The 20,893-nt window shown below is 64.7% G+C and carries 19 protein-coding genes; 10 read left to right on the forward strand and 9 right to left on the reverse strand.

The window, feature by feature from the left end; genetic code table 11:
• Positions 1–3 precede the first annotated feature (3 nt).
• From AB6802_RS10630 to AB6802_RS10645, 4 genes are read right to left on the reverse strand one after another with little or no spacing between them, the layout of a single operon-like run.
• Complete coding sequence (locus tag AB6802_RS10630; protein WP_371010056.1) at positions 4–936, reverse strand: polysaccharide deacetylase family protein; 933 nt, start codon at positions 934–936, stop codon at positions 4–6.
• Between the two features lie 26 nt (positions 937–962).
• Positions 963–1,985: an NAD-dependent epimerase/dehydratase family protein gene (locus AB6802_RS10635; protein ID WP_371010057.1), complete on the reverse strand. Its 1,023-nt coding sequence runs from the start codon at positions 1,983–1,985 to the stop codon at positions 963–965.
• 24 nt (positions 1,986–2,009) lie between these two features.
• The gene (locus tag AB6802_RS10640; protein WP_371010058.1) at positions 2,010–2,768 is read right to left on the reverse strand and encodes an SDR family NAD(P)-dependent oxidoreductase; all 759 of its coding nucleotides are present in this window, start codon (positions 2,766–2,768) and stop codon (positions 2,010–2,012) included.
• A complete protein-coding gene (locus tag AB6802_RS10645; RefSeq protein ID WP_371010059.1) occupies positions 2,768–3,955 on the reverse strand; it encodes an MFS transporter in 1,188 nt (395 codons plus the stop codon). Before AB6802_RS10645 ends, AB6802_RS10640 begins: the two co-directional genes overlap by 1 nt.
• On the opposite strand from AB6802_RS10645, the gene AB6802_RS10650 reads away from it, so the two are divergent.
• The 8 genes from AB6802_RS10650 to AB6802_RS10685 all read left to right on the forward strand — a co-directional run bounded on the left by AB6802_RS10650 (position 3,933) and on the right by AB6802_RS10685 (position 11,368).
• The gene (locus AB6802_RS10650) at positions 3,933–4,229 is read left to right on the forward strand and encodes a hypothetical protein (protein ID WP_371010060.1); all 297 of its coding nucleotides are present in this window, start codon (positions 3,933–3,935) and stop codon (positions 4,227–4,229) included. The genes AB6802_RS10645 and AB6802_RS10650 overlap by 23 nt on opposite strands.
• Before the next feature lie 23 nt (positions 4,230–4,252).
• Positions 4,253–4,603 (forward strand): RidA family protein, encoded by a 351-nt coding sequence (locus tag AB6802_RS10655; RefSeq protein ID WP_041007422.1) that lies wholly within the window; start codon positions 4,253–4,255, stop codon positions 4,601–4,603.
• 21 nt (positions 4,604–4,624) lie between these two features.
• Complete coding sequence (hydA, locus tag AB6802_RS10660) at positions 4,625–6,055, forward strand: dihydropyrimidinase (RefSeq protein ID WP_371010061.1); 1,431 nt, start codon at positions 4,625–4,627, stop codon at positions 6,053–6,055.
• Entirely contained in the window at positions 6,040–6,954 is a 915-nt protein-coding gene (locus tag AB6802_RS10665) for a nitrilase-related carbon-nitrogen hydrolase (RefSeq protein WP_371010062.1), read from the forward strand. The genes hydA and AB6802_RS10665 overlap by 16 nt, the downstream gene beginning before the upstream one ends.
• Before the next feature lie 79 nt (positions 6,955–7,033).
• Positions 7,034–8,275: a Coenzyme F420 hydrogenase/dehydrogenase, beta subunit C-terminal domain gene (locus tag AB6802_RS10670; RefSeq protein ID WP_371010063.1), complete on the forward strand. Its 1,242-nt coding sequence runs from the start codon at positions 7,034–7,036 to the stop codon at positions 8,273–8,275.
• Positions 8,272–9,432, forward strand: coding sequence for an NAD(P)/FAD-dependent oxidoreductase (locus tag AB6802_RS10675; RefSeq protein WP_371010064.1), 1,161 nt, complete (start codon positions 8,272–8,274; stop codon positions 9,430–9,432). The genes AB6802_RS10670 and AB6802_RS10675 overlap by 4 nt, the downstream gene beginning before the upstream one ends.
• Positions 9,429–10,706 carry a Zn-dependent hydrolase gene (locus AB6802_RS10680; RefSeq protein WP_371010065.1) on the forward strand — a complete coding sequence of 426 codons (1,278 nt, stop codon included), beginning with the start codon at positions 9,429–9,431 and terminating at the stop codon, positions 10,704–10,706. The genes AB6802_RS10675 and AB6802_RS10680 overlap by 4 nt, the downstream gene beginning before the upstream one ends.
• Positions 10,703–11,368 (forward strand): cysteine hydrolase family protein, encoded by a 666-nt coding sequence (locus AB6802_RS10685; RefSeq protein ID WP_371010066.1) that lies wholly within the window; start codon positions 10,703–10,705, stop codon positions 11,366–11,368. The genes AB6802_RS10680 and AB6802_RS10685 overlap by 4 nt, the downstream gene beginning before the upstream one ends.
• Here AB6802_RS10685 and AB6802_RS10690 read toward each other — a convergent pair whose 3' ends face one another.
• The 5 genes from AB6802_RS10690 to AB6802_RS10710 form a co-directional block, all read right to left on the reverse strand.
• Entirely contained in the window at positions 11,369–12,841 is a 1,473-nt protein-coding gene (locus tag AB6802_RS10690; protein WP_371010067.1) for an amidohydrolase family protein, read from the reverse strand.
• A gap of 12 nt (positions 12,842–12,853) precedes the next feature.
• Positions 12,854–14,395, reverse strand: coding sequence for a trimethylamine methyltransferase family protein (locus tag AB6802_RS10695; RefSeq protein ID WP_371010068.1), 1,542 nt, complete (start codon positions 14,393–14,395; stop codon positions 12,854–12,856).
• Between the two features lie 74 nt (positions 14,396–14,469).
• Positions 14,470–15,438 (reverse strand): D-2-hydroxyacid dehydrogenase, encoded by a 969-nt coding sequence (locus AB6802_RS10700; protein WP_371010069.1) that lies wholly within the window; start codon positions 15,436–15,438, stop codon positions 14,470–14,472.
• A 7-nt stretch (positions 15,439–15,445) separates the two neighbouring features.
• On the reverse strand, positions 15,446–16,369 hold the full coding sequence (locus AB6802_RS10705; protein WP_371010070.1) for a dihydrodipicolinate synthase family protein: 924 nt from the start codon (positions 16,367–16,369) through the stop codon (positions 15,446–15,448).
• A gap of 49 nt (positions 16,370–16,418) precedes the next feature.
• Complete coding sequence (locus AB6802_RS10710; protein WP_371010071.1) at positions 16,419–17,816, reverse strand: MmgE/PrpD family protein; 1,398 nt, start codon at positions 17,814–17,816, stop codon at positions 16,419–16,421.
• A 166-nt stretch (positions 17,817–17,982) separates the two neighbouring features.
• Here AB6802_RS10710 and AB6802_RS10715 point away from each other — a divergent pair, with 166 nt between their 5' ends.
• Together AB6802_RS10715 and AB6802_RS10720 are read left to right on the forward strand one after the other, a co-directional pair.
• Positions 17,983–18,876: a LysR substrate-binding domain-containing protein gene (locus tag AB6802_RS10715; protein ID WP_371010072.1), complete on the forward strand. Its 894-nt coding sequence runs from the start codon at positions 17,983–17,985 to the stop codon at positions 18,874–18,876.
• Between the two features lie 266 nt (positions 18,877–19,142).
• On the forward strand, positions 19,143–20,798 hold the full coding sequence (locus tag AB6802_RS10720; protein WP_371010073.1) for an ABC transporter substrate-binding protein: 1,656 nt from the start codon (positions 19,143–19,145) through the stop codon (positions 20,796–20,798).
• Positions 20,799–20,893: the final 95 nt, after the last annotated feature.

Below are 20,893 nucleotides of genomic sequence, written 5' to 3' on the forward strand. Positions count from 1 at the left end.
CCGTCAGCCGCGCTGCTCGAAGCGGGCATGGTTCGCAAGCCAGAAACGAGCGATATCCTCACGGCGCATGAAGGCGGCGCCGTCGCTGTTCTGGATGTGCTCGATCACCTCGCGCAGGCCTGATGCCCGGTTGGGCTGGCCCATCCAGCGCGCATGGATGCCGATCGTCAGCATGCGGCCGCCGGTCTCGTCGGCTTCGCCGAGCATGTAGTCGATCGCCGAGCGGCAGTCCTCGGCGAAGTCGCGCGGATTGCTGTAGCCGGGAGCGACGAGATAGCGGCTGTCGTTCAGCGTTTTGGAATAGGGGACGACAAGGATCTCGGTTCCTTGGTGGTCGAGGAAATAGGGCAGGTCGTCATTGCAGGGATCGGAGTGGTAGAGGAAGCCGCCTTCCTCTACCAAGAGGTGGCGCGTGTTGACGCTGGGCAACGAGCGGCAGTTCCAGCCCAGCGGCCGCCGTCCCAGCAGCTTCTCGTAAAGCGCTATCGCCTCATGCAGATGGCGCTTTTCTTCTGCGCGCTCCATCGTCGTATAGTCGATCCAGCGCAGGCCGTGGCCGAGCAGATCGTGGCGGCGGGCCTTCATCCATTCGACGAAGGGCGGATTGCGCTGCAGCGCCACGGCGCAAGCGGAAATGGTGACCGGGATGTCGTAGCGGTCGAACAGTCTGGCCAGGCGCCAGACGCCGGCGCGGCTGCCATATTCGAAATGCGTCTCGGTGCCGAGGTCGCGCACCGTTGGGCTGGACGTGAGATTATATTCGCCCCAATTGTCGTTGCGGCCATCCTCCAGCCAGTTGTATTCCGAGCCTTCCTCGTAGTTGAGCACGAGATTGACGGCGAGCTTGACGCCGCCCGGCCAGGTGACGAAAGGCGGACGCGGACCGTAGCCGACGAAGTCACGCGGCTGCGGCGCTTGCTGCGGATCGGTCGGCATCGGCTGTTCTCCTCTGAATTGTTGGCTCAGCTTTCGTTGGCGACAATCCAGTCCATGTAGGCGTGGAACGCTTCCTTGCCAGGACGCGGCCGCCACGCGGTGTCGCGAAGGATGCGGGCGATGTCATAGGCGCCCCACATGCCGCCTTTCAGCCTGACATCCTGGACGATGTTGGCATCGTCGCCTGATGTCACCTCGGCCTTCAGACCGGGCACGCATTCCTTTGCCCAGCCGATGATCTCGCCGATGGTCTGGCTGGAGCCGGAGCCGATGTTGTAGTGGCGGTAGTTGAGGCGCGGTGCATCGATCAGCGCCAGGATCGCGGCGGCAACGTCGGTCGAGGTGACGTAATCGCCGACGGGTTCGAGACTGTTCGGCCGGATCGTCTCGCCGGCCAGAGCCATATGCGCGACGCGATTGGGAACATGGCGGAAATTGCGGCTCTCGGTCGCGCGGTCCATCGGACCGTAGACGGAAGAAAGCCGCACCGACACCGCCGACAGGCCGAACAGGTCGGCATAGCGGTTGGTGACCATCTCGGCGGCGAATTTCGAAATGCCGTAGAGTGTCAGCGGCGCGACATAGCCGTCTTCCGGCAGCGGTTCGTTGCTCCAGTCAGGCCCGTTGTGGCGGTAAACCGAACCGGAACTGACATAGACGAAGCGCTTCAGGTCCGGCTTTGCGCGCGCCCAGTCCAGCATCCGCACGGTGCCCATGAGATTGACGTCGACGATGTGGGCCGGGTCCTCCGCTTCAGGCTGGCGCTTTGCTTCCGAGGCGCTGCCGCGCGAGATCGGCGTGATCGTCGCGCCATGCACGATGGCCGTGATGCCTTGGCTGTCGAGCGTCGCGGACCAGGCGCTTGGATCGAGAATATCGGCTGAGATCACCGTGAGACGGTCGCGCACCGGAGCGAAATGCTTTTCGGCTGCCGCGTCAAGGCCGGACCGATCAAGAATGACGGCGCGAGCCTGTGGGTCTCGGTCCAGCCAGGCGCGCGCGACCACGCTCATGACAAAGCCGGTGCCGCCGGTAACGAGCAGGGTCATGCAAACTCCTTTGAAAGCGCGAGATCAGCGCGTCGCATAGCCGCCATCCACGAGCATGTCGGATCCGGTGACGAAGGACGCGTCGGACGAAAGCAGGAAAGCGGCCGCGGCGGCGATCTCTTCGGGTTCGGCGATGCGGCCGAGCAGATGGGCGGGGCCGAGGCCGGCATTGGCGGCTTCAAAATCGGCAAATCGGCGCAGCAGCCGCGTCGTCGCCACGGCGCCCGGCGACAGGCTGTTGACGCGGACCTTGTCGGGCGCGTGATCGACGGCCATCGCCTTGGCGAGATGGATCAGTCCGGCCTTGGCGGCGCAATAGGCGGCGGCCCTGGTGGTGGCGACACGGCCGAATTGCGAGCCGATGAAGACGACCGAGCCGCCGCCGCTGGCGGCAATCAGCGGCACGGCGAATTTGCTCATCAGGAAGGCGCCGGTCAGGCCGACATCGATCTCGTGGCGCCAGGCGCTCTCATCGAGATTGACGACGGTGGCGCTGGTCGAGGGTGCTGCGGCGTTGTGCACCAGCCCGTCAAGCCGGCCGAATTTTTGATGCGCGAAGTCGACGGCAGCCTTGGCGGACTCGATCTTCGTCACGTCGCATTGGCAAGCGGCCGCGGAAGATCCGAGTGCTTCGGCAAGCCTGGTTGCCGGCTCGAGATCGTAGTCGGCGCAGACGATTTTCGCGCCTTCGTCAATGCAGCGTCGGGCGATCGCCGCACCTATGCCGCTGGCCGCACCCGCGATCAGGATGACTTTGCCTTCAAGCCGGTTCATCTCTGCCATCAGACCTGCTCCTCGATCGTATGCAGGGTCGCCGCGCGGACCGGGCGGCGCAGGAGATTGTAGCATGCGGCTAGCGTCACCAGCACGGCGCCGCCGCCGAGCAGCAGGAACATGGCGGGCGCGCCCATATGCTGCATCAGGCCGGCGGAAATGCCGGGCGTCGCGACATTGCCGATCGAATAGAGCAGGAGCAGGGTGCCGGAGGCGCCGACCATATGCCGGCTGTGCAATTGCGAGGCACCGAACGCCATCGCCACCGGATAGACGGTGAGCGCCGTTGCGCCGTAGAGGAAGAACAGGACGAAGAGCAGCGGCTCTGAAAAATTGCCGAGCCAGGCGATTGCAGCGCAGAGCGTGACGGACAGCACGCCCTGGACAAGCAGTATGACCCGCCGCTCAAATCTGTCCGACAGCCAGCCGACGGGCGTCTGTGCCAGCATGCCGGCAATGCTGACGGTGGTGACCAGCCCGACCGTCGTCGCTGCCGACAGTCCGATCTGCGTGCCATAGATCGGCGTCAGCACGAAGATGTTCATATTGGTGATGCCGCCCTGGAAGATGGCGACGACGGTCACCGGCGCCAGCCGGAAAAGCGCCAGCGGGCCAAGCCGTTTGACCGGCGTTGTCGAGCCGGTGTGCTCCGGAGCGATGACGGGCAGCGCCGGCCAGCGCCCGCCGATGAATTTGGAAATCAGCGCCAGGAGCACCGTCGCGGCGGCGACCGGGAACAAGTGAGGCGATTGCGGGCCGACCAGTCCGACAAGGACCTGCCCGAGCAGCACCGCGATTGCCGTCGTCAGCATGTAGAGTGAAAACAGCGCGCCGCGATTGTGCTGCTCGGCATAAAGGTTGATCCAGCTTTCGCAGACCACGAACAGCGATCCCATCGACAGGCCGCCGAGCAAACGGAAGCAGATCCAGCTCGGCAGGAAATCGGTGAAGACAAAGCCGGAAGCCGCCAGCAGCGCAAGGACGAGAATGGCAACGAAAGTTCGCTCGTGGCCGTACTGGGCTACCGTCGGGCGCGCGATCAGGCAGCCGATGAGGAAACCGACGGGATAGGCGGTCAGCACGATTTGCACGACTTGCGGAGAAATGCCGGGCCTGCCGAGATGCAACGATACGGCGGTGGAAAGCATGGCGCTGCCGATACAGGCGAGGCAAATGCCGACCATGATCGGCAGCATGGCGCGGGAGCGCTCTGCATTTTGCCAGAGCCGCATCGCGGATTGGGCGATCGACCTCATGGATACGGCTGCGGTGGCTCCCCTTGGCGGCACCGTTGATCGATGGCAGCCCTATGGCAGGCTACACGTTGCGGCGTCCGCTACAAACGAAGATTGGTACGGCTATGGCCATAATTTTTTTGGCCATGTGGATCAAGGAAAGCGGCTTCTCGCCCGTCTGCGGGCTTTACAGTGGTTTTGCACCCTCCGTACCATAGGCAAAGCCAAACTTTAAAAGAACCAGCGGAAGGGAACAGGATGACGATCGAGCGCCTTGAAAACGGACAGCGCTTCTGCCGGGTGTTGCGCTACAACGGCACCGTCTATGTCGCCGGTCTGACCGCCGACGATCTTTCCGGCGACACCACCAGCCAGACGAAGCAGATCCTTGCCAAGATCGACGCGCTTCTGGCCAAGGCCGGCAGCGACAAGTCGAAGCTGCTCAGCGCCCAGATATGGCTGCGCGACATTGCCGATTTCGAGATGATGAACACGGCCTGGGATGCCTGGATCGACCGCAGCGCCATGCCGGTGCGCGCCACGGTGGAAGCGCGGCTTGCCGGTGACCAATATCGCGTCGAGATCATGGTGACGGCGGCTGTCGGCTGAGCCGGCCGGCGGGGGCGGTACATGCATGAGCTGGTGATCAAAGGCGGGCGGGTGGCGCTCGACGACGGGTGGGCCAAGTGCGACGTCGGCATCGACGACGGCCGCATCGCCGCCATCTGCAACGGTCTTTCCGGCGAGAAGGCAATCGACGCCAGCGGGCGCTGGGTGATGCCGGGTGGCATCGACGCGCATTGTCATCTCGACCAGCCGGTCTGGGGCGGCGCCGGCAATGCCGACGATTTCTATTCCGGCACGATCTCCGCCGCCTTTGGCGGCACCACCTGCATCGTGCCGTTCGGCATGCCCGGCCCGGAGCTGACGACCGTCGGCGCCATTGACCGCGCCCTCGATCGCGCGGCGGGGCGGGCGGTGATCGACTACGGGCTGCATGCCGTGGTGACCATGGGCACCGGCGCCGATGTCGAAGCGCAGCTTGGCTCGCTCGCCGGCCGTGGCATCGCCTCGGTCAAGCTGTTCATGACCTATCAGGGCTTTGCCGTCGATGACGACCTCTTCTTCAAGGTCCTCGATACCGCGCGGCGGCTGGGCTGGATCGTCATGGTCCATGCCGAGAACGATGCCGCGATCCGGCGCACGCGCCAGCGGCTGATCGATCTTGGCCGCACCGATATCCGCTACCACGTCGTCGCCCACAGCGAGACGATGGAGCGCGAAGCGACGCATCGCGCGCTAGCCTTCGCCGAGATGACTGGAGCGCGCATGACCATCGTGCATGTCTCGTCCTGGCAGTCGGCGGAAGAAGTCGCGCGGGCGAAGACGCGCGGCGTTGCCGCCATCGCCGAGACCTGTCCGCAATATCTCTTCATCGGCGCGGCCGATCTCGACCGCGAGGCTGTCGATGCGGCGCGCTTCGTCTTTTCGCCGCCGCCGCGTTCGCCGCGCAGCCACGCGCATCTGTGGCGGGAGTTGATCGACGGCGGCATCGACCTGTGGTCGTCCGACCATTCGCCTTATTTCTTCGCCGACAAGATGGGCCGGTCGGAGACGCCCGACTTCACCACGACGCTGAGCGGCATTCCCGGCATCGAGACGCGGCTGCCGCTGCTGTTTTCGGAAGGGCTGCTTGCCGGCCGTCTGACGCTCGAGCGATATCTCGATCTCACCTCGCGCAATGCCGCGTCGGTTTATGGCTTCGCCGACAGGAAGGGCAGCATCGCTGTGGGCCTGGACGCTGACCTGGCGCTCTGGGATCCGACGACGCGCTGGACGCTCGGCCACAAGGCGCTGCATTCGCGCGTCGATTTCACGCCTTACGAAGGCAGAACCGTCACCGGCAGGCCGACCACCGTTCTGGTGCGTGGCATGCCGGTGGTCGCCGACGGTAAGTTGCAGGCAGAGCCGGGGTTCGGCCGCTTCGTGGCGCGAGCCGCCGCCGATCCCGCAACTTCCGGAAAACCAGTCGAGGATTGGACGCCATGGCTCGATGCCTGACCATTGCCGTTTGCCAGACCGGACCGATCCAGCGCAGCGCCTCGCGCGCCGAGACGGTCGACCGTCTGGTGCATCTGCTGGAGAAAGCCGCGGCCGCCGGCGCCGAGATCGCGGTGTTTCCGGAGATGGCGCTCACCACCTTCTTCCCGCGCTGGAAAATCGACGACCAGGCCGAGATCGACGCCTTCTACGAGGCCGCGATGCCGGGGCCGAAGACGCAGCGCCTCTACGATGCGGCGGCGCGTCTGAAGGTCGGCTTTGCGCTAGGCTACTGCGAGCTCACGCAGGAAGACGGTCGCGCGCGGCATTTCAACACCATGGACCTTGTCGGGCCGGATGGCGGCTTCATCGGGCGCTATCGCAAGATGCATGTGCCGGGCTCCAGCGAACCGGAAGCGGGCACCACCACGCATCTCGAACGCCGCTATTTCGAGCCGGGCAATCTCGGCTTCCCGGTGTTCGATTATCGCGGCGTCCGCGTCGGCCTGGCGCTGTGCAACGACCGCCGCTGGCCGGAAACCTACCGCATGCTCTGCCTCAACGGGGCGGAGGTCGTGCTGCTCGGCTACAACACGCCGCTGTTGCTCGACGAAGCGCCGGCGCTGGCGCATCTCAGGATGTTCCACAACCATCTGCCGATGCAGGCCGGCGCCTATCAGAACACGCTCTGGATCGGCGCCGCCGCCAAGGCGGGGCTGGAAGACGGCCAGGCGCTGATCGGCGGCTCCTGCATCATCGCGCCGACCGGTGAGATCGCAGCACAAGCGCTATCGCTCGACGATGAGGTCATCGTTCATCGCGCCGATCTCGATCTGATCGAGACCTGCCGGAAAGTGAATTTCAACTTCGCGCTCTACCGCCGCCCCGACCAGTACAAGCGCATTTCGGAACCGGTCTGAGATCGAACGAGATGGATCTCATCCAAACCAGGACACGGCGCCTCGCGCGACCGATCCGCTGTCGCTCAGCGAGATCGTCGTGAACGGCCTTTGCATCGGTTGCGGTCTCTGTCGCTCGATGGCCGGCACCGGTGAAATTGATATGGTGATGACGCCGGAAGGTCGTGAGCGGCCGGTGGCGAAGCGGCCGCTGGACCGGCCAACCCTGATGCGGATCAACGCCGTCTGTCCGGGAACTCGCATCGCCGGTCCACCACCGGCGCAACTGAGAGAGGCCAGGCTGGCGGACCCCGTCTGGGGACCGGTCGAAAGGCTGGTGCTCGGCCGCGCGGCAGATTCCACGGTGCGATTTATCGGTTCAGGCGGCGGAACGCTGACGGCGCTCGGACAATTGCTGCTGAACTCGGGGCGCGTCAAATTTGTGCTGCATGTCGCGGCATCGCGCGCCGAACCGATGCGCACGGAACGCCGATTGAGCTTCGACGCCGCCTCGGTGCTCGAAGGCGCCGGCTCGCGCTACGGCCCGGCGGCAACGCTGGTGGATTTCAACGACATCATCGATCGCGGCGAACCGTTCGCGCTGATCGCCAAGCCATGCGACATCACCGCCGTGCGTAATTTGGCACGGCTCGATCCGCGCGTTGATCGGTATATGCGCTATGCGCTCGCTTTCGTGTGCGGCGGCGCTTCGGATCTGACCAAGTCGGAGCAGGTGTTGCAGCGCTTCGGATTGCGTGAGGATGAGTTGGCGTTGTTCCGTTACCGGGGGCATGGCAATCCCGGCCCCAACCGGATCGAAACCATGGACGGCCGCGCCTTCGAGATCGGCTACCGGCAGCTGTGGGAAGACGAGGACAAGTGGATGATCCAGCCGCGCTGCAAAATCTGTCCGGATGCAATCGGCCAAGTGGCCGATATTGCGGTGTCGGATGCCTGGCTGAATGGCGGACCGGCTGTCGAGGATGAGCCGCTCAACGGCATCATCGTGCGGACAAAGCGCGGACTGGAGCTATTCGACGCAGCCGTCGAGGCTGGTGTGCTACAGATCAAGCGCGAGACCGACATTGCCGAAATCCGCGAATTGCAATCGCATCAGGTACGCAAGCGACGCGCGGTCTGGGCGCGGTTGAAAGGCATACAGATTGCCGGCAAGCCGGTGCCTTTCGTCTCCGACCTGGCATTGCGGGCTTGCGCCTCACAAAACTCGCTGGCCGAGAATCTGGCTGAAGGGCGCGGCGCCCGCGACCGCGCTCGTCGAGGCCGTTTGGGCGAGCCGCCGGTCAGGCCGCGCAAGACACTTGTAAAGGATGGGCGCTCATGAGCGAGCAGACCGATGTGATCGTCATCGGCGGCGGCATGGCAGGCGCCGGCGCTGCCTATGAGATTTCGCGCAGTTCGAAAGTCGTGCTGCTCGAAAAGGAGAGCCATTGCGGCTACCACACGACCGGCCGTTCGGCGGCGAGTTTTACCGAGAATTATGGCAATGGCGTCATTCGGCGGATCGTGCTTGCCAGTCGCGCCTTCCTGACTGAGCCGCCGACCGGCTTTTGCGACTATCCGCTGCTCAGCAAGCGCGGCATGATCACGGTGGCGCGTGCCGACCAGCTCGACCTTTTGCATGAAGACCTGGCTGCCGCGCAGGCTCTGGTGCCTTCGATCGTCGCGATGACGCCGGCCGAGGCGATCGCGCGCGTGCCGGTGCTGCGCCGGGATTATCTCGCCGGCGCCTATATCGAGCCGCATTCGATGGACATCGACGTCAACGGCCTGCATCAGGGTTTTTTGCGCGGTGCGCGAGCGCGCGGCGCCCGCATCGTCACCAAGGCCGGCGTCAAGGGCATCGGGCGGCAGAGGGGGCAATGGCGGGTCGAGTCGGAAGCGGGGACGTTCCTTGCGCCGCTGATCGTCAATGCGGCCGGCGCCTGGGGCGACGAGATCGCGGCGATGGCCGGAGTGCGTCCGGTTGGCCTGCTGCCGAAGCGCCGCACCGCCTTCAACATTCCGGCACCTGCTGGTGTCGACATCAGCGACTGGCCGCTGGTCAACGATGTCGGCGCGGAGTTCTATTTCAAGCCGGATGCCGGGCAGCTTTTCGTCTCGCCGGCCGATGCGACGCCGTCGGAACCGATGGACGCCTTTGCGGAAGACATCGATGTCGCGATCGGCGCCGAGCGTCTCGAAACTGCAACCACGATCGAGGTGCAGCGCGTGTCGCGCTCCTGGGCGGGCTTGCGGACCTTCGTCGCCGATGGGTCGCCGGTGGTCGGGCCCGATGATGAATTTCCGGATTTCGTCTGGCTGGTCGGGCAGGGCGGCTACGGCATCAAGACCTCGCCGGCGCTGTCGCGCGTCTGCGCCAGCCTGATCGTCGGCGGCGGCCTGCCGGACGATGTCGCGCGGCACGGCGTGTCGCTGGACGATCTCACGCCGCATCGGTTGCGCAGCGCCGCCACTTTTTCTCGGCAGGCCCCCTCATGACGAACCTGACGGCCGGCGGCAAGCTGGCGGAGCGTGTGCTGGAGAGGCTTGCGCAGGCCACGACCGATGCGCCGGGCATTACACGCGTCGCCTACGGACCTGGCGAACGCTTTGCCCATGATCTGGTGCGCGAGGAAGCGGAAGAGCTTGGCGCTGTTGCGCGCGTCGATGCCGCCGGCAATTTCTATCTGACGCTGAAGGGTATCGACCCGGCCCTGCCGGCGATCGTCATCGGCTCGCATCTGGACAGCGTGCCGCATGGCGGCAATTTCGACGGCGCGGCCGGTGTCGCTGCCGGCCTGGCGGTGATGGCCGAGTTGGTCGGGCAAGGCATCCGGTTGCCGCGCGACCTCACCGTGGTGGCGACGCGGGCGGAGGAAGCCGTCTGGTTTCCGCTGTCCTATCCGGGCAGCCAGGCAGCGCTTGGCCTGCTCGATCCGCAAGCGCTCGAAGCGAGGCGGTCCGATAGCGGTCGCACGCTTGCCGATCACATGCTGGAAGAGGGCTTCGACCCCGATGCCGTGCGGCGCGGCGTGCCGGGTATCGATGCCGGCAGGATCGCGGCCTTCGTCGAAGTGCATATCGAGCAGGGCCCGCGCCTGATTGCCGCCGGCGCGCCGGTCGGTATCGTCACCGGCATTGCCGGCGGCTTCCGCTATGTCGATGTCAAGTGCTTTGGCGCTTACGCCCATTCCGGCGCCGAGCCGCGCTTTGCCCGGCATGACAGCGTGCTCGGCTTTGCCGACCTGGTCGCCGCGCTTGAGGCCGAATGGGATGCGCTCGAACGCGAAGGCCACGAAGCGACGATCACCTTCGGCCGCGTGCAGTCCGATCCGACACAGCATGGCGGCAGCCGGGTGCTGGGCGAGCTCGGCTTCACGCTCGACGTGCGCAGCGCCGAAGCCGCCGTTCTGGATCGCATCGAAGCGCGGCTTCAGGAGATTTTCGTCGAGGTCGGCGCCAAGCGTGGTGTGACCTTCGAGGCCGGGGCGCGCTTCACCTGGGAGCCGGCGACCATGTCGCCTGCGTTGATCGCGGGAATGGATCGCGCCGCCGCTGAATTGCAGATGCAGGCGCCGCATGTGCCGAGCGGGGCTGGCCACGACGCCGCGACCTTCGCGGGCGCGGGAATTCCAACCGCGATGCTGTTCGTGCGCAACGAGAACGGCAGCCACAATCCGTATGAAGCGATGGAGATCGCCGATCTCGACCAGGCGATCCGGCTGCTTCTGCGTTTCGTCACCGACTTCGATAATCTTTCGGATCAACCATGAACCTTGCCAAGACCGCCTTGCTGGTCATCGACCTGCAGAATGAATATCGGCCCGGCGCGGCTTGGCCGGTCGTCGGCTACGACGCGGTACTCGCCAATGCAGCTCAACTGATCGAAGCCGCGCGCGCGGCAAGCGTACCGGTCATCCATGCGCAGGCCTGGGTGAAGCCGGAGGAGCGCGACGGCTATGCGCGGCAGGAAGAGATCCTGACTGCGGAATTCCGCTCCGCCATCGCAGGCAGCGAGGGCGCCGCGATCTGCGCCGAGGTGGCGGCGCTGCCCGGTGACATCGTCATTCATAAACATTGGCCGAGCGCTTTTCGCCGCACCGATCTTTCGCAGCGACTCGCCGCGCTTGGCATCGAGAATCTCGTGGTCGCCGGCGTGCTGACCGACAGCTGCGTGACCGAAAGCGTCTTCGACGCGGTTTATCAGGGCTTTCGCGTCTGGCTGGTCAAGGAAGCCTGCGGCAGCATGACCGAGGCCATGCATCGCACCGGCATGCTCGATATGGCCAACCGGCTTTACGGCGGCGGTATATTGCGCCTGCCCGAAGCCTTGAAGGCGCTGGCCGGCCAGCCTTTCGACGGCTGGCGCTGCACGCGGCCGGTGGAGTTCACCTATACGCTGGAAACAGTCGACCGGATTTATGAAGCGCTGTGATCAGCCGCAGCCGCAAGCGCCTCTGACGATCGCCTTTGAAGCCGACGGTTTCAGAACGCTGCCTGGCAGTGCTCCCGTCGCCCTGCCGCCACGCCAGACAGAAACGCCATTGACGAAGACATGCTCGATGCCGGCGGCGGGCCGGCGCGGCTCCTCGAAAGTTGCGGTGTCGATGATCGTCGCCGGATCGAAGACGACGATGTCGGCGAAATTGCCTTCGGCCAGCAGCCCGCGTTGCGCGATGCCGAATTCCTTCGCGGGCAAGCCGGTCATCCGGAATACCGCTTCCTCGAGCTTGAACAGCCCGACGTCACGCGCGTAGTGCCCGAGCACGCGCGGAAAGGTGCCCCACAAACGCGGGTGCGGATGGATGTCATGCGGCAGGCCGTCCGAGCCGATCATGGTGCGCGGATGGGCGATGATGTTGCGGACGTCGTCCTCGTCGAGCTGGAAATAGACGGCGCCCGCCGGCAGCAGGCGCTCGCCGGCTTCGCGCTCGGTGCAGTTCCATTCGCGCGCGATGTCGGCGATCTCGCGCCTGGCCATCTCGGGGTGCGGATCCGACCAGGTGACGAGGATTTTCAGACCCGTATCGCAGCGCTCCAGCCGCAGCACGGTCGAGCTTGCAGCATAGGGATAGACATCCATGCCGATGTCCATTGTTTCGCGCGCCTGGTCGATCCGTTCCAGCGACGGCAGGCTTTTGCCGAAATTGGCGCGGCCGGTGCACTGGTGGTGCGAGATGAACAGCTTGCCGCAGGCATGATCGGCAATGTCGATCGCTTCCTCGATCGCCTCGTCCATCGCCTCGAAATAATTGCGGGTATGGGTGACATAGGGACCGCCATTCTGTGCAGCCGTTGTAGCCAGCGCTTTGACCTCCTCGGTCGATGAGTTGACCGCCGGCGGATAATCGAGGCCGGTGCTGAGGCCGAACGCGCCCTCGGCCATGGCCTCGGCGACGGCTTCCTGCATCGCCGCCGTTTCCGCGTCGTTTGCCGGCCGGTCGGTCACCGGCATGCAGCGCTGGCGCAAGGTGGTGTGGCCGACGAGCAGGGCCGCATTGGTGGCGATGCCGCGCCGCTTCAACTCGGCGACATAATCGGCAAAGCGGTCGAAGCGGAAATTCCCGCGGCCGCCGACCAACGTGAAGGGTGGCGGCGGTGTCTTGTCGAGCAGCAGTGGCGCCAGGCTGACGCCGCAATTGCCGGCGATCACGGTCGTCACGCCCTGGCTGATCTTCGGGTCCATGCCGCGCGGCGCCAAAAGCGCGCCGTCGTCATGGGTGTGCACGTCGATGAAGCCTGGCGCGACCACCTTATCCCGGGCGTCGATCTCCTCGGAGTCTTTCGCATCGTCCAATCGGCCGATCGCCACGATCCTGTCGCCGGTGACGGCGATGTCGGCTTCGAACGGTTTCGAGCCATCGCCGGAAATCACCGTCGCGTGACGAATGACGAGATCATAAGGCATTAGACCAGTTTCCTAAGCTTCCGGATTGGCCGCGATCTCCTCGCGACGGCGCGCGACATAGGCGTCGAGCTCCTCGCGGATCGCGGGGTCCATCACCGGTTCTTCGTAATCGTTTAGCGCCTGCTGCCAGAGCTCGGTCGCCCGCTCCAGCGCATCCTTGCCGCCAGCTTCCTCCCAGGCGCCGTGGTTCTGCCAGTTGGACAGCATCGGCTGGTAGAAGGCGGTGGTGTAGCGCGACATGGTGTGCTCGGCGCCGAAGAAATGGCCGCCGGCCGGCACCGACTTGATCGCCTCGAAGCCGAGGTCGTCCTCCTGGAACGGCAGCGGCCGCAGGAACTCCATCATGTTCTGCAGGATTTCGACGTCGAGCACGAGCTTTTCGTAGGACGCCGTCAACCCGCCCTCCAGCCAGCCCGCCGCGTGGTAGATCAAATTGGCGCCGCCAAGCACCGCGCCCCATGTCGCCATCTCGGTTTCGTAGGCGGCCTGCAGGTCGACGACGTTGGAGGCGTTCGCGTTGGAGGTGCGGTAGGGCAGATTGTAGCGCCGCGCCAACTGGCCGGCGATGATGTTGGCCTTGGCGTTCTCCGGTGTGCCGAAGGCCGGCGCGCCCGACTTCATGTCGACATTGGAGGTGAAGGCGCCGTACATCACCGGCGTGCCCGGATTGACGAGCTGCGTCAGCACCACGCCGAACAGCGCCTCGGCGTTCTGTTGGCAAAGGGCGGCGGCAAGCGTCACCGGCGTCATTGCGCCCATCAGCGTGAAGGGCGTGACCGTCACGGGCTGGCCGTGCTCGGCCATGGCGATCAGGCCTTCCGCCATCGCGTCGTCGAACAGGCGCGGCGAGTTGATCGAGATGATCGTCGTGACACCTGGCGAGGCGCGCATTTCCTCGACCGAGATGCCGCGCGCGATCGCCATCATGTTGATGCCGTCCATGGCCCGGGCACGGCCGATCGCGGTGCAGTGGAAGGAGAGATCGCTCAGCGTCAGATTGGCGTGATAGGTGTCGAGATGGCGCGCATTGGCCGGCAGCTCCATCGGCGCCACCACTTGGTTGCCGATGATGTGGATGGCGTTGAAGTGGTGCGCCAGCCGGATGAAATTCTGGTAGTCGGGCAGATTGCCCTGACGCCGGCCATTGATGCGGTCATGCACATTGGGCGGACCGGCAACCAGTCCGAAGACGAGCGAGTTGCCGCCGAAATGGACCTGCTTTTCGGGATTGCGGCTGGTCAGCGTGAAGGACGAGGGCACGTTGCGCAGAGCCTCGGTAACGATGCTCTCGTCGACGCGGATGGTGTTGTTCTCGCGGTCGACGATGGCGCCGGCGGCGGCAAACAGATCCATCACCTTTTCGCTCATGACGCGGATGCCGAGTTCCGACAGGATACGCATCGAGGTGTCGTGCAACTGCTGCATCCGCTCTTCGTCGAGAAGCTGCATGGGCGGGTAGGGGTTCTTGACACTCTGCCACGGCAGTTGTGCGATGCCGCCACCACCGCGTCCGAGCTTCGCTCGGCGACCGCCGCCGCGCCTGTCTTGTGACATCAGACTTGTTCCCCTTCGAATCTTTTTCGCAATTCCGGACGGAAAACCGCCGCGCACTTTTCCTGGAATTGCTCCTAGTACCCGCGTTCCGGATTGACCACGTTCTCGAGCGGCTCGCCGTTGCGGTAACGCTTCAGATTGTCGGCGAACATGCGCACCGACTTGATGTCCCAGCCGTCATAGACCGCCGCACAATGCGGCGTGATGGCGACATTGTCGGAGCCCCACAGCGGATGCTCGGGCGGAAGCGGCTCGGTCGTGAAGACATCGAGCGCCGCACCCTTGATCCGTCCATTGTCGAGCGCCGCCAGAAGGGCTTTCTCCTCGACTACACCACCGCGCGAAATGTCGATGAGGACAGCGGACGGCTTCATCGCGGCGAAGGCCGCTTCGCCGAGCAGGCCGCGTGTCGTGGGCAGCAGAGGCACGCAACAGACAATGAAATCGGCGCGGGCAATCAGCGTCAGCAGCGCGTCAACGCCGTGCACTTCGTCGAGGCAGGGCGTCGGCTTTGGCCGCGCGCGAATGCCCAGCGTGCGCATGCCCATGGCTTGCGCACGTTTGGCGACGGCTTCGCCGGTCTTGCCGAGGCCGACGATCAACACGGTCTTGCCTTCGATCGGCTCGACACGGCCGCCGCCCCATTGGCGCGCCTGCTGCCGGCGCTCGAAGCCACGCAGGTCGAGCGAGAAGGAGAGCATGGCGCCGAGCGCGTATTCCGCCAGCATGCCGGCCGCGACGCCGGCGGAATTCGTGACTGTGACGCGCGCCGGATCCCAGCGGCCGAGATGGTCCGTGCCGGAGCCGCCGATCGACACCCATTTCACCGTAGCGCTCTCGACCAGGGCCTGGCGTGGATAACGCGGCGTGCCGTCGAAGCGCACGGTATAGACCACCTCCGCGCCTGTCCGCTCGATCAGGGCGGGAAGACCGGCATAGGTCTCGCAGGAATGAACCGCGAGGTCAGGATGCGTCTCCGCCAGCACAGCCAGCGCGCCGGCAGGTTTGTCGGTGTGCAGGATCACTGTTGGGCGCACCGACATCAGGGCCTCAGTTGCGGCCGATATGGTCGGCGGCGCCGCCGAGCGCCTCGAGCAGTGCCTGCCCGCTTTCCAACGTTGCATTCTCATGCGGTGCGCGCAGGTTCAGCCAGCGCCGGTCACCGGACTTGACCGCGAGCACGGCCTTCATCGCCGGGATCAGTCCGGCGTCCTGGATCACTTTGCGGAACGCCTTGATGGCGGCATCGGCTTCGGTGACATCCTCGCCCTTGCGGGCCGCGTCATAGAGGCGGCGGATGGCGGCGGCGTTCAGATTGACCGTGGCCGAGATGCAACCGGCGGCGCCGCTGGCGAGACCCTTGGTGAGCTGTGCCTCCGAACTCGGGAAGACCGCGACATCGGGCGCTGCGGCAATGATTGCGGCGGTGTTGTTCCAGTCGCCGGCGCTGTCCTTGTAGGCGACGACGGTGTCCGGAAACGCTTTGCTCAGGCTCGCCGTGAGCGCGGGACTGACCGGCACGCCGGAGTTCTGTGGGATGTGGTAGAGGATCATCTGCAGTGCCGGGTCGGCCACCCGCTCGATCAGCTCGCTGTAGTAGCGCGCCTGCCCGTTGTCGCCAGCGCCGGTGTAGAAGAAGGACGGCAGCACCATTACGCCGGCGCAGCCGAGGCCGACGGCGTGCTTTGACAGCTCGACCGTTTCGGGTAGCGCTGTGACGCCAGTGCCCGGCATCATGCGGGCGGGAGAAATGCCTGCATCGACGAGCCATTCCAGCGCCTGTATGCGCTCACGCAGCGATAGCGAAAGCGCTTCACCCGTGGTGCCGAAGGGCGAGAGGAAATGCGCGCCCTGGTCCAGCACCCATTTGGCATGGGACGCCCAGAGATCGCGCGCGATGCGGCCATCGTCTTCGAAGGGCGTCAGGATCGGGGCGATGGTTCCTTGCGGGCGGGTCATGATGGTCCTTTGCATGATGCTGGTCTGCGCGGCGGCTTGGCACCGCGTGCGTGGCATTGCGTGCTCAGCCGTGAGTCCCGGGAGGATCGTAGAGCAGCGCCGATAGGTCGGAGAAGCGGCTATCGCGATCATTGAGCGACAGCACCGCGTCGCGGATCGCCGCTGCGCGGTCGGCGCCGAGCACGGGTGCGGCGAACTCCATGTATTTGGCCTCGACATCCTGCAGCGTCATCGGCGCTTCCGGCCCGCCGCGCGCATGCACGTCGCCCGAGGCCAGCACGCGCCCGTCGTTGGTGGTGATGACGACATCGGCCCAGCGGCCGGCCGGGAAGCGGGCGCTGTGGCGCTCGGTTTCGGTCACCGCGATGCGGGTGAGCATGTCGGCGACGGCCGCGTCCTTGAGCCCGCCGCCGGAAATATGCTCCAGCCCGATGCGGCCATGGGTGATGAAGGTGGCGACAGCGAAGCGCAGGCTGTACTGCGCCTTCGAGGTCGTGTCGGGCATGCCGTCGAAGAGTGTGGCCGCATAGTGGAAGCTGTTGACCTGGACATGCGCGATGTCGGACGGGCCAAGATTATGCGCCAGGCAGAGCCCACGCACGGCGTCGATCGCGGCATGCGCCCAGCGGCAGATCGGATAGGGCTTTACGTATTGGTGCAGCGACTGCCAGAAGACGCCGAGATCGCGCCAATGCTCAGCGACTTCCGGTGCTTCGACCGTGATCGCCGGCGCGCCGGTGAAGCCGCGCTCGGCCAAAACGGCGGCCGATAGCCCGATGAGCGCGCCGGGGCCGGACCCGTCATGCAGCATGGTCGGCGTGGCGATCTCGCGCATCATCTGGCTGCGCGGGCCGTGATATTCGGCAATGCCGAGCGCCTCGCGCAATTGCGCTTCGCTGAGCCGCCGTAGCCGCGCGGCGACAGCGGCGACGCCCAACGCGTTCCAGGCGCCAGACGTGTGGTAGTCGCTCACCGTCGCATGCAGCGCGATGCCGGCTCGTCCAGCGACTTCATAGCCAATCACCAGCGATGCCAGCGCTTCCGGTCCGGTAAGGTCGGGCCTTGCTTCGGCGAGCGCGGCAAGCGCCGGCACGACGGCGACGCCGATATGGCCCTTGGTCGGGCTGTAGCCGTCATGGCCGTCGAGATTGTCGGTCTGCGTGGCAATTGCGTAAGCCGCGCCTGCGATGCTGGCGCGGCGTCCGTCGAACAGCATCCGGGCCGAATGATGCGGTTCGCTGGAACCATAGAGCAGCACGGCGACATCACGGGCGATGCGGCCGGCTTCCATTGGACCTGCCGCGATAGCGATGCCCAGCGTATCGAGGAGGAGATACCGCGCCTGGTCCAGCACCTGCGCAGGGAAGACGGAGGCGGGACGTCTAAGCACGAAATCGGCGATGCGCTCGAACGTGTCGGAATTGACGACAGGCCCTTCACGCCGATGCGACGGCACAGCCACTTGGCGTATCTCCCCACTCTGCTCACAACATCAATAAATTGGGTTCATCGCCCAGGCACGCGATTAGTTTGGCGGCTTTGGCCAAAAATATCCATGCCTTGTCGTTTGTCTGTGATTGAACACCTCTCGGTCGATGCGATAGCTATGGCGAAAGCAGGAGTCCGGGATGAAGCCGCCGCCGCCTTTGAACTATATCCGCTCGTTCGAGAGCTCGGCCCGGCATCTGAGCTTCACCACCGCCGCCAAGGAGCTGGGCTACACGCAGGCCGCGGTCAGCACGCATGTGCGCGCGCTCGAGCACTATATCGGCCGGCAACTTTTCATCCGCTATCCGCGAAGCCTGAAGCTGACCGAGATGGGCGAGGCGTTCCTGCCGACGCTGCGCCAGGCGCTCGACCAGATCGACCAGGCGACCGAAGCGATCGTCGCCTCCTCGCGCAACCGGACCGTGGTCGTGTCCTGCCCGATGAGCCTTGCCGAGAACTGGCTGGCGGGCTGCATGGCGGCGTTCCGCAAGAAGCATCCGGAGATCGAGATCGTGCTGCACGGCACGATCTGGGAAGACTTGAGCGAACAGATCGCCGACATCACCATCTCGACGCGGCGTTTCGACGATCGCCCGCCAGCGGCCATCCCGCTCTGGAACGACGAGCTGGTGCTGCTCTGTGCCCCAAGCATGCTCGAGGGGGAGCATGTTCTGAAGACGCCGCAGGATATGCTCAAGGTCGACTGGATCTTCGTGCATGGCCGTCAGGAATACTGGCAGGTGGTCGCGGATGCGCTTGGCGTCGACATGGAGGATCACGACAAGGGCATGTCGACCAATGCCTCCAACATCGCGCTCGAACTGGCGGCGATGGGGGCCGGGCTCGTCGCCACGCAGCGCTCGCTGGCGCATGCCTATATGGGGCGCGGGCTGCTCATAGAGCCGTTCCCTGTGCGGCCGCCAAGCCCCTGGAATTATTACCTGACCGAGAGCCAGCTTTCGAAGGGAAACATCGCGCGCACGGTCAGGGAATGGATCCTTGCCAAGGCCAGGGAAGACGCGGCGCGGCCTTGAAGCGCGTCGCACGACGCCGCGCTTCAAGGCTTTGCTTTGATGCATGTCGTCGTCCCAAAACCGCCACGCACTTTTGGGCGACTTGCATTAGCCTCGGCTCTGCCCTCAAAAATTTGACGGGCCAATGGCATTGTTTTTTTAGGCCTTTACAGCCGCGTTTCTGCGGTTTGTGAAGTTCCGAGCCCTTCCGGGATTTTTGCATCGCCCCTAACATGCCTATTGCAAGGGGAATGAACGGGCAAAAAGCCCTGAACCGGAGAACAACGATGACAATGTTCAAGAGCAACGGTGACCGCGTCCCGGCGGTCATCGAAAGCTACGCAGCCGAAGTCAAAGGCGGCAGGATGGACCGCCGCGAATTCCTCGCCATGGCGAGCGTAATGGGGGCTTCCACGGCACTCGCCTATTCGATGGCCGGTATCGAACCGGCCAAGGCCGCGGCGATCGTGCCCGGCAAGAAGGGCGGCATCCTCAAGATGCAGATGATCATCAAGGACATGAAGGATCCGCGCGCCTGGGACTGGTCGGAAATCGCCAACGTCATGCGCCAGTGCAACGACTATATGATCCGCTACACCACCGACTTCACCTTCCAGGGCCATCTCGTCGAGAGCTGGGAGGTGAGCGACGACGCGACCGAATACACGCTGCATCTGCGCAAGGGCGTGAAGTGGTCGAACGGCGACGACTTCAACGCCGACGACATCGTCCACAACATCGAACGCTGGTGCGACAAGGCGGCCGAAGGAAACTCGATGGCCGGGCGCATGGGTTCGCTGATCGATCCCGCCACCAAGAAAGCAGCCAAGGGCGCCATCACCAAGGTCGACGACCATACGGTGAAGCTGAAATGCGGCCAGTCGGACGTCACCATCATCCCGGGCTTTTCCGACTATCCGGCGGTTATCGTGCACCGCGACTTCGACAAGAACGGCGCCGATATGCTCAAGACGCCCGGCACCGGTCCCTATGAACTGATCTCCTACAAAGTCGGCGAGTCGGCCTCGGTGCGGCGGCGCAAGGACTTCACCTGGTTCGGCGGCGAGCCCTATCTCGATGGCGTCGACTGGACGGACTATGGCTCGGACGCCTCGAACCCCGCCATAGGCAGCGCCTTCGAGGCTGGCGAAATCGACTGCAACTACCAGACAGTCGGCGGCACGGTCGATCTCTACGACAGCATGGGCCTGGTCAAGGAGCAGGTGGTCACCGCCGGCACCATCGTGCTGCGCACCAACGTGACCAACAAGCCTTATGACGACAAGCGCGTGCGCAACGCCATCCAGCTCGCGGTCGACAACGAGACTGTGCTGAAGCTGGGCTATAGCGGCCTCGGCCAGATCGCCGAGAACCACCATGTCTGCCCGATCCATCCGGAATATTTCGCCCTGCCGAAAGTTCCGCGCGATCTCGCCAAGGCCAAGGCGCTGATGGCCGAGGCCGGCCAGACGGATCACGAGTTTGAGCTGATCTCCTATGACGCCGATTATGTGAAGGATCCGGCCGACGTCGTCGCCGCGCAGATGCGCGAGGCCGGGTTCAAGGTCAAGCGCACCATCATTCCTGGCTCCTCGTTCTGGAACGACTGGACGAAATATCCATGGTCGACGACCGACTGGGGCATGCGACCGCTCGGCGTGCAGGTGCTGGCGATCGCTTATCGCAGCGGCGAGGCCTGGAACGAGTCCGGTTACGCCAATCCGGATTTCGACAAGAAGCTCAATGCGGCGCTCGCGATACCCGATCCGGCAAAGCGCAAGGAGGTGATGAAGGAGGTCGAGTTCATCCTGCAGGACTCCGGCATCCTCGTCCAGGCATTCTGGCGCTCGCTCTACCGGCACCACGCGACCTATGTGAAGAACCTCGGCATGCATCAGACATTCGAACTGCAGCTCGATAAGGTCTGGCTGGACAAGGCATAGGTGGACCGACCACCACAAGCATCTCAGGGGCGCGGCTTTGCGCCCCTGAACTCGCCAGGCGACTGCGATTGATCAGTCAGCTAAATCAAACTCCA

The sequence above is a fragment of the Mesorhizobium sp. RCC_202 genome (assembly GCF_041355295.1).
In the GTDB taxonomy this organism is placed as follows: domain Bacteria; phylum Pseudomonadota; class Alphaproteobacteria; order Rhizobiales; family Rhizobiaceae; genus Mesorhizobium.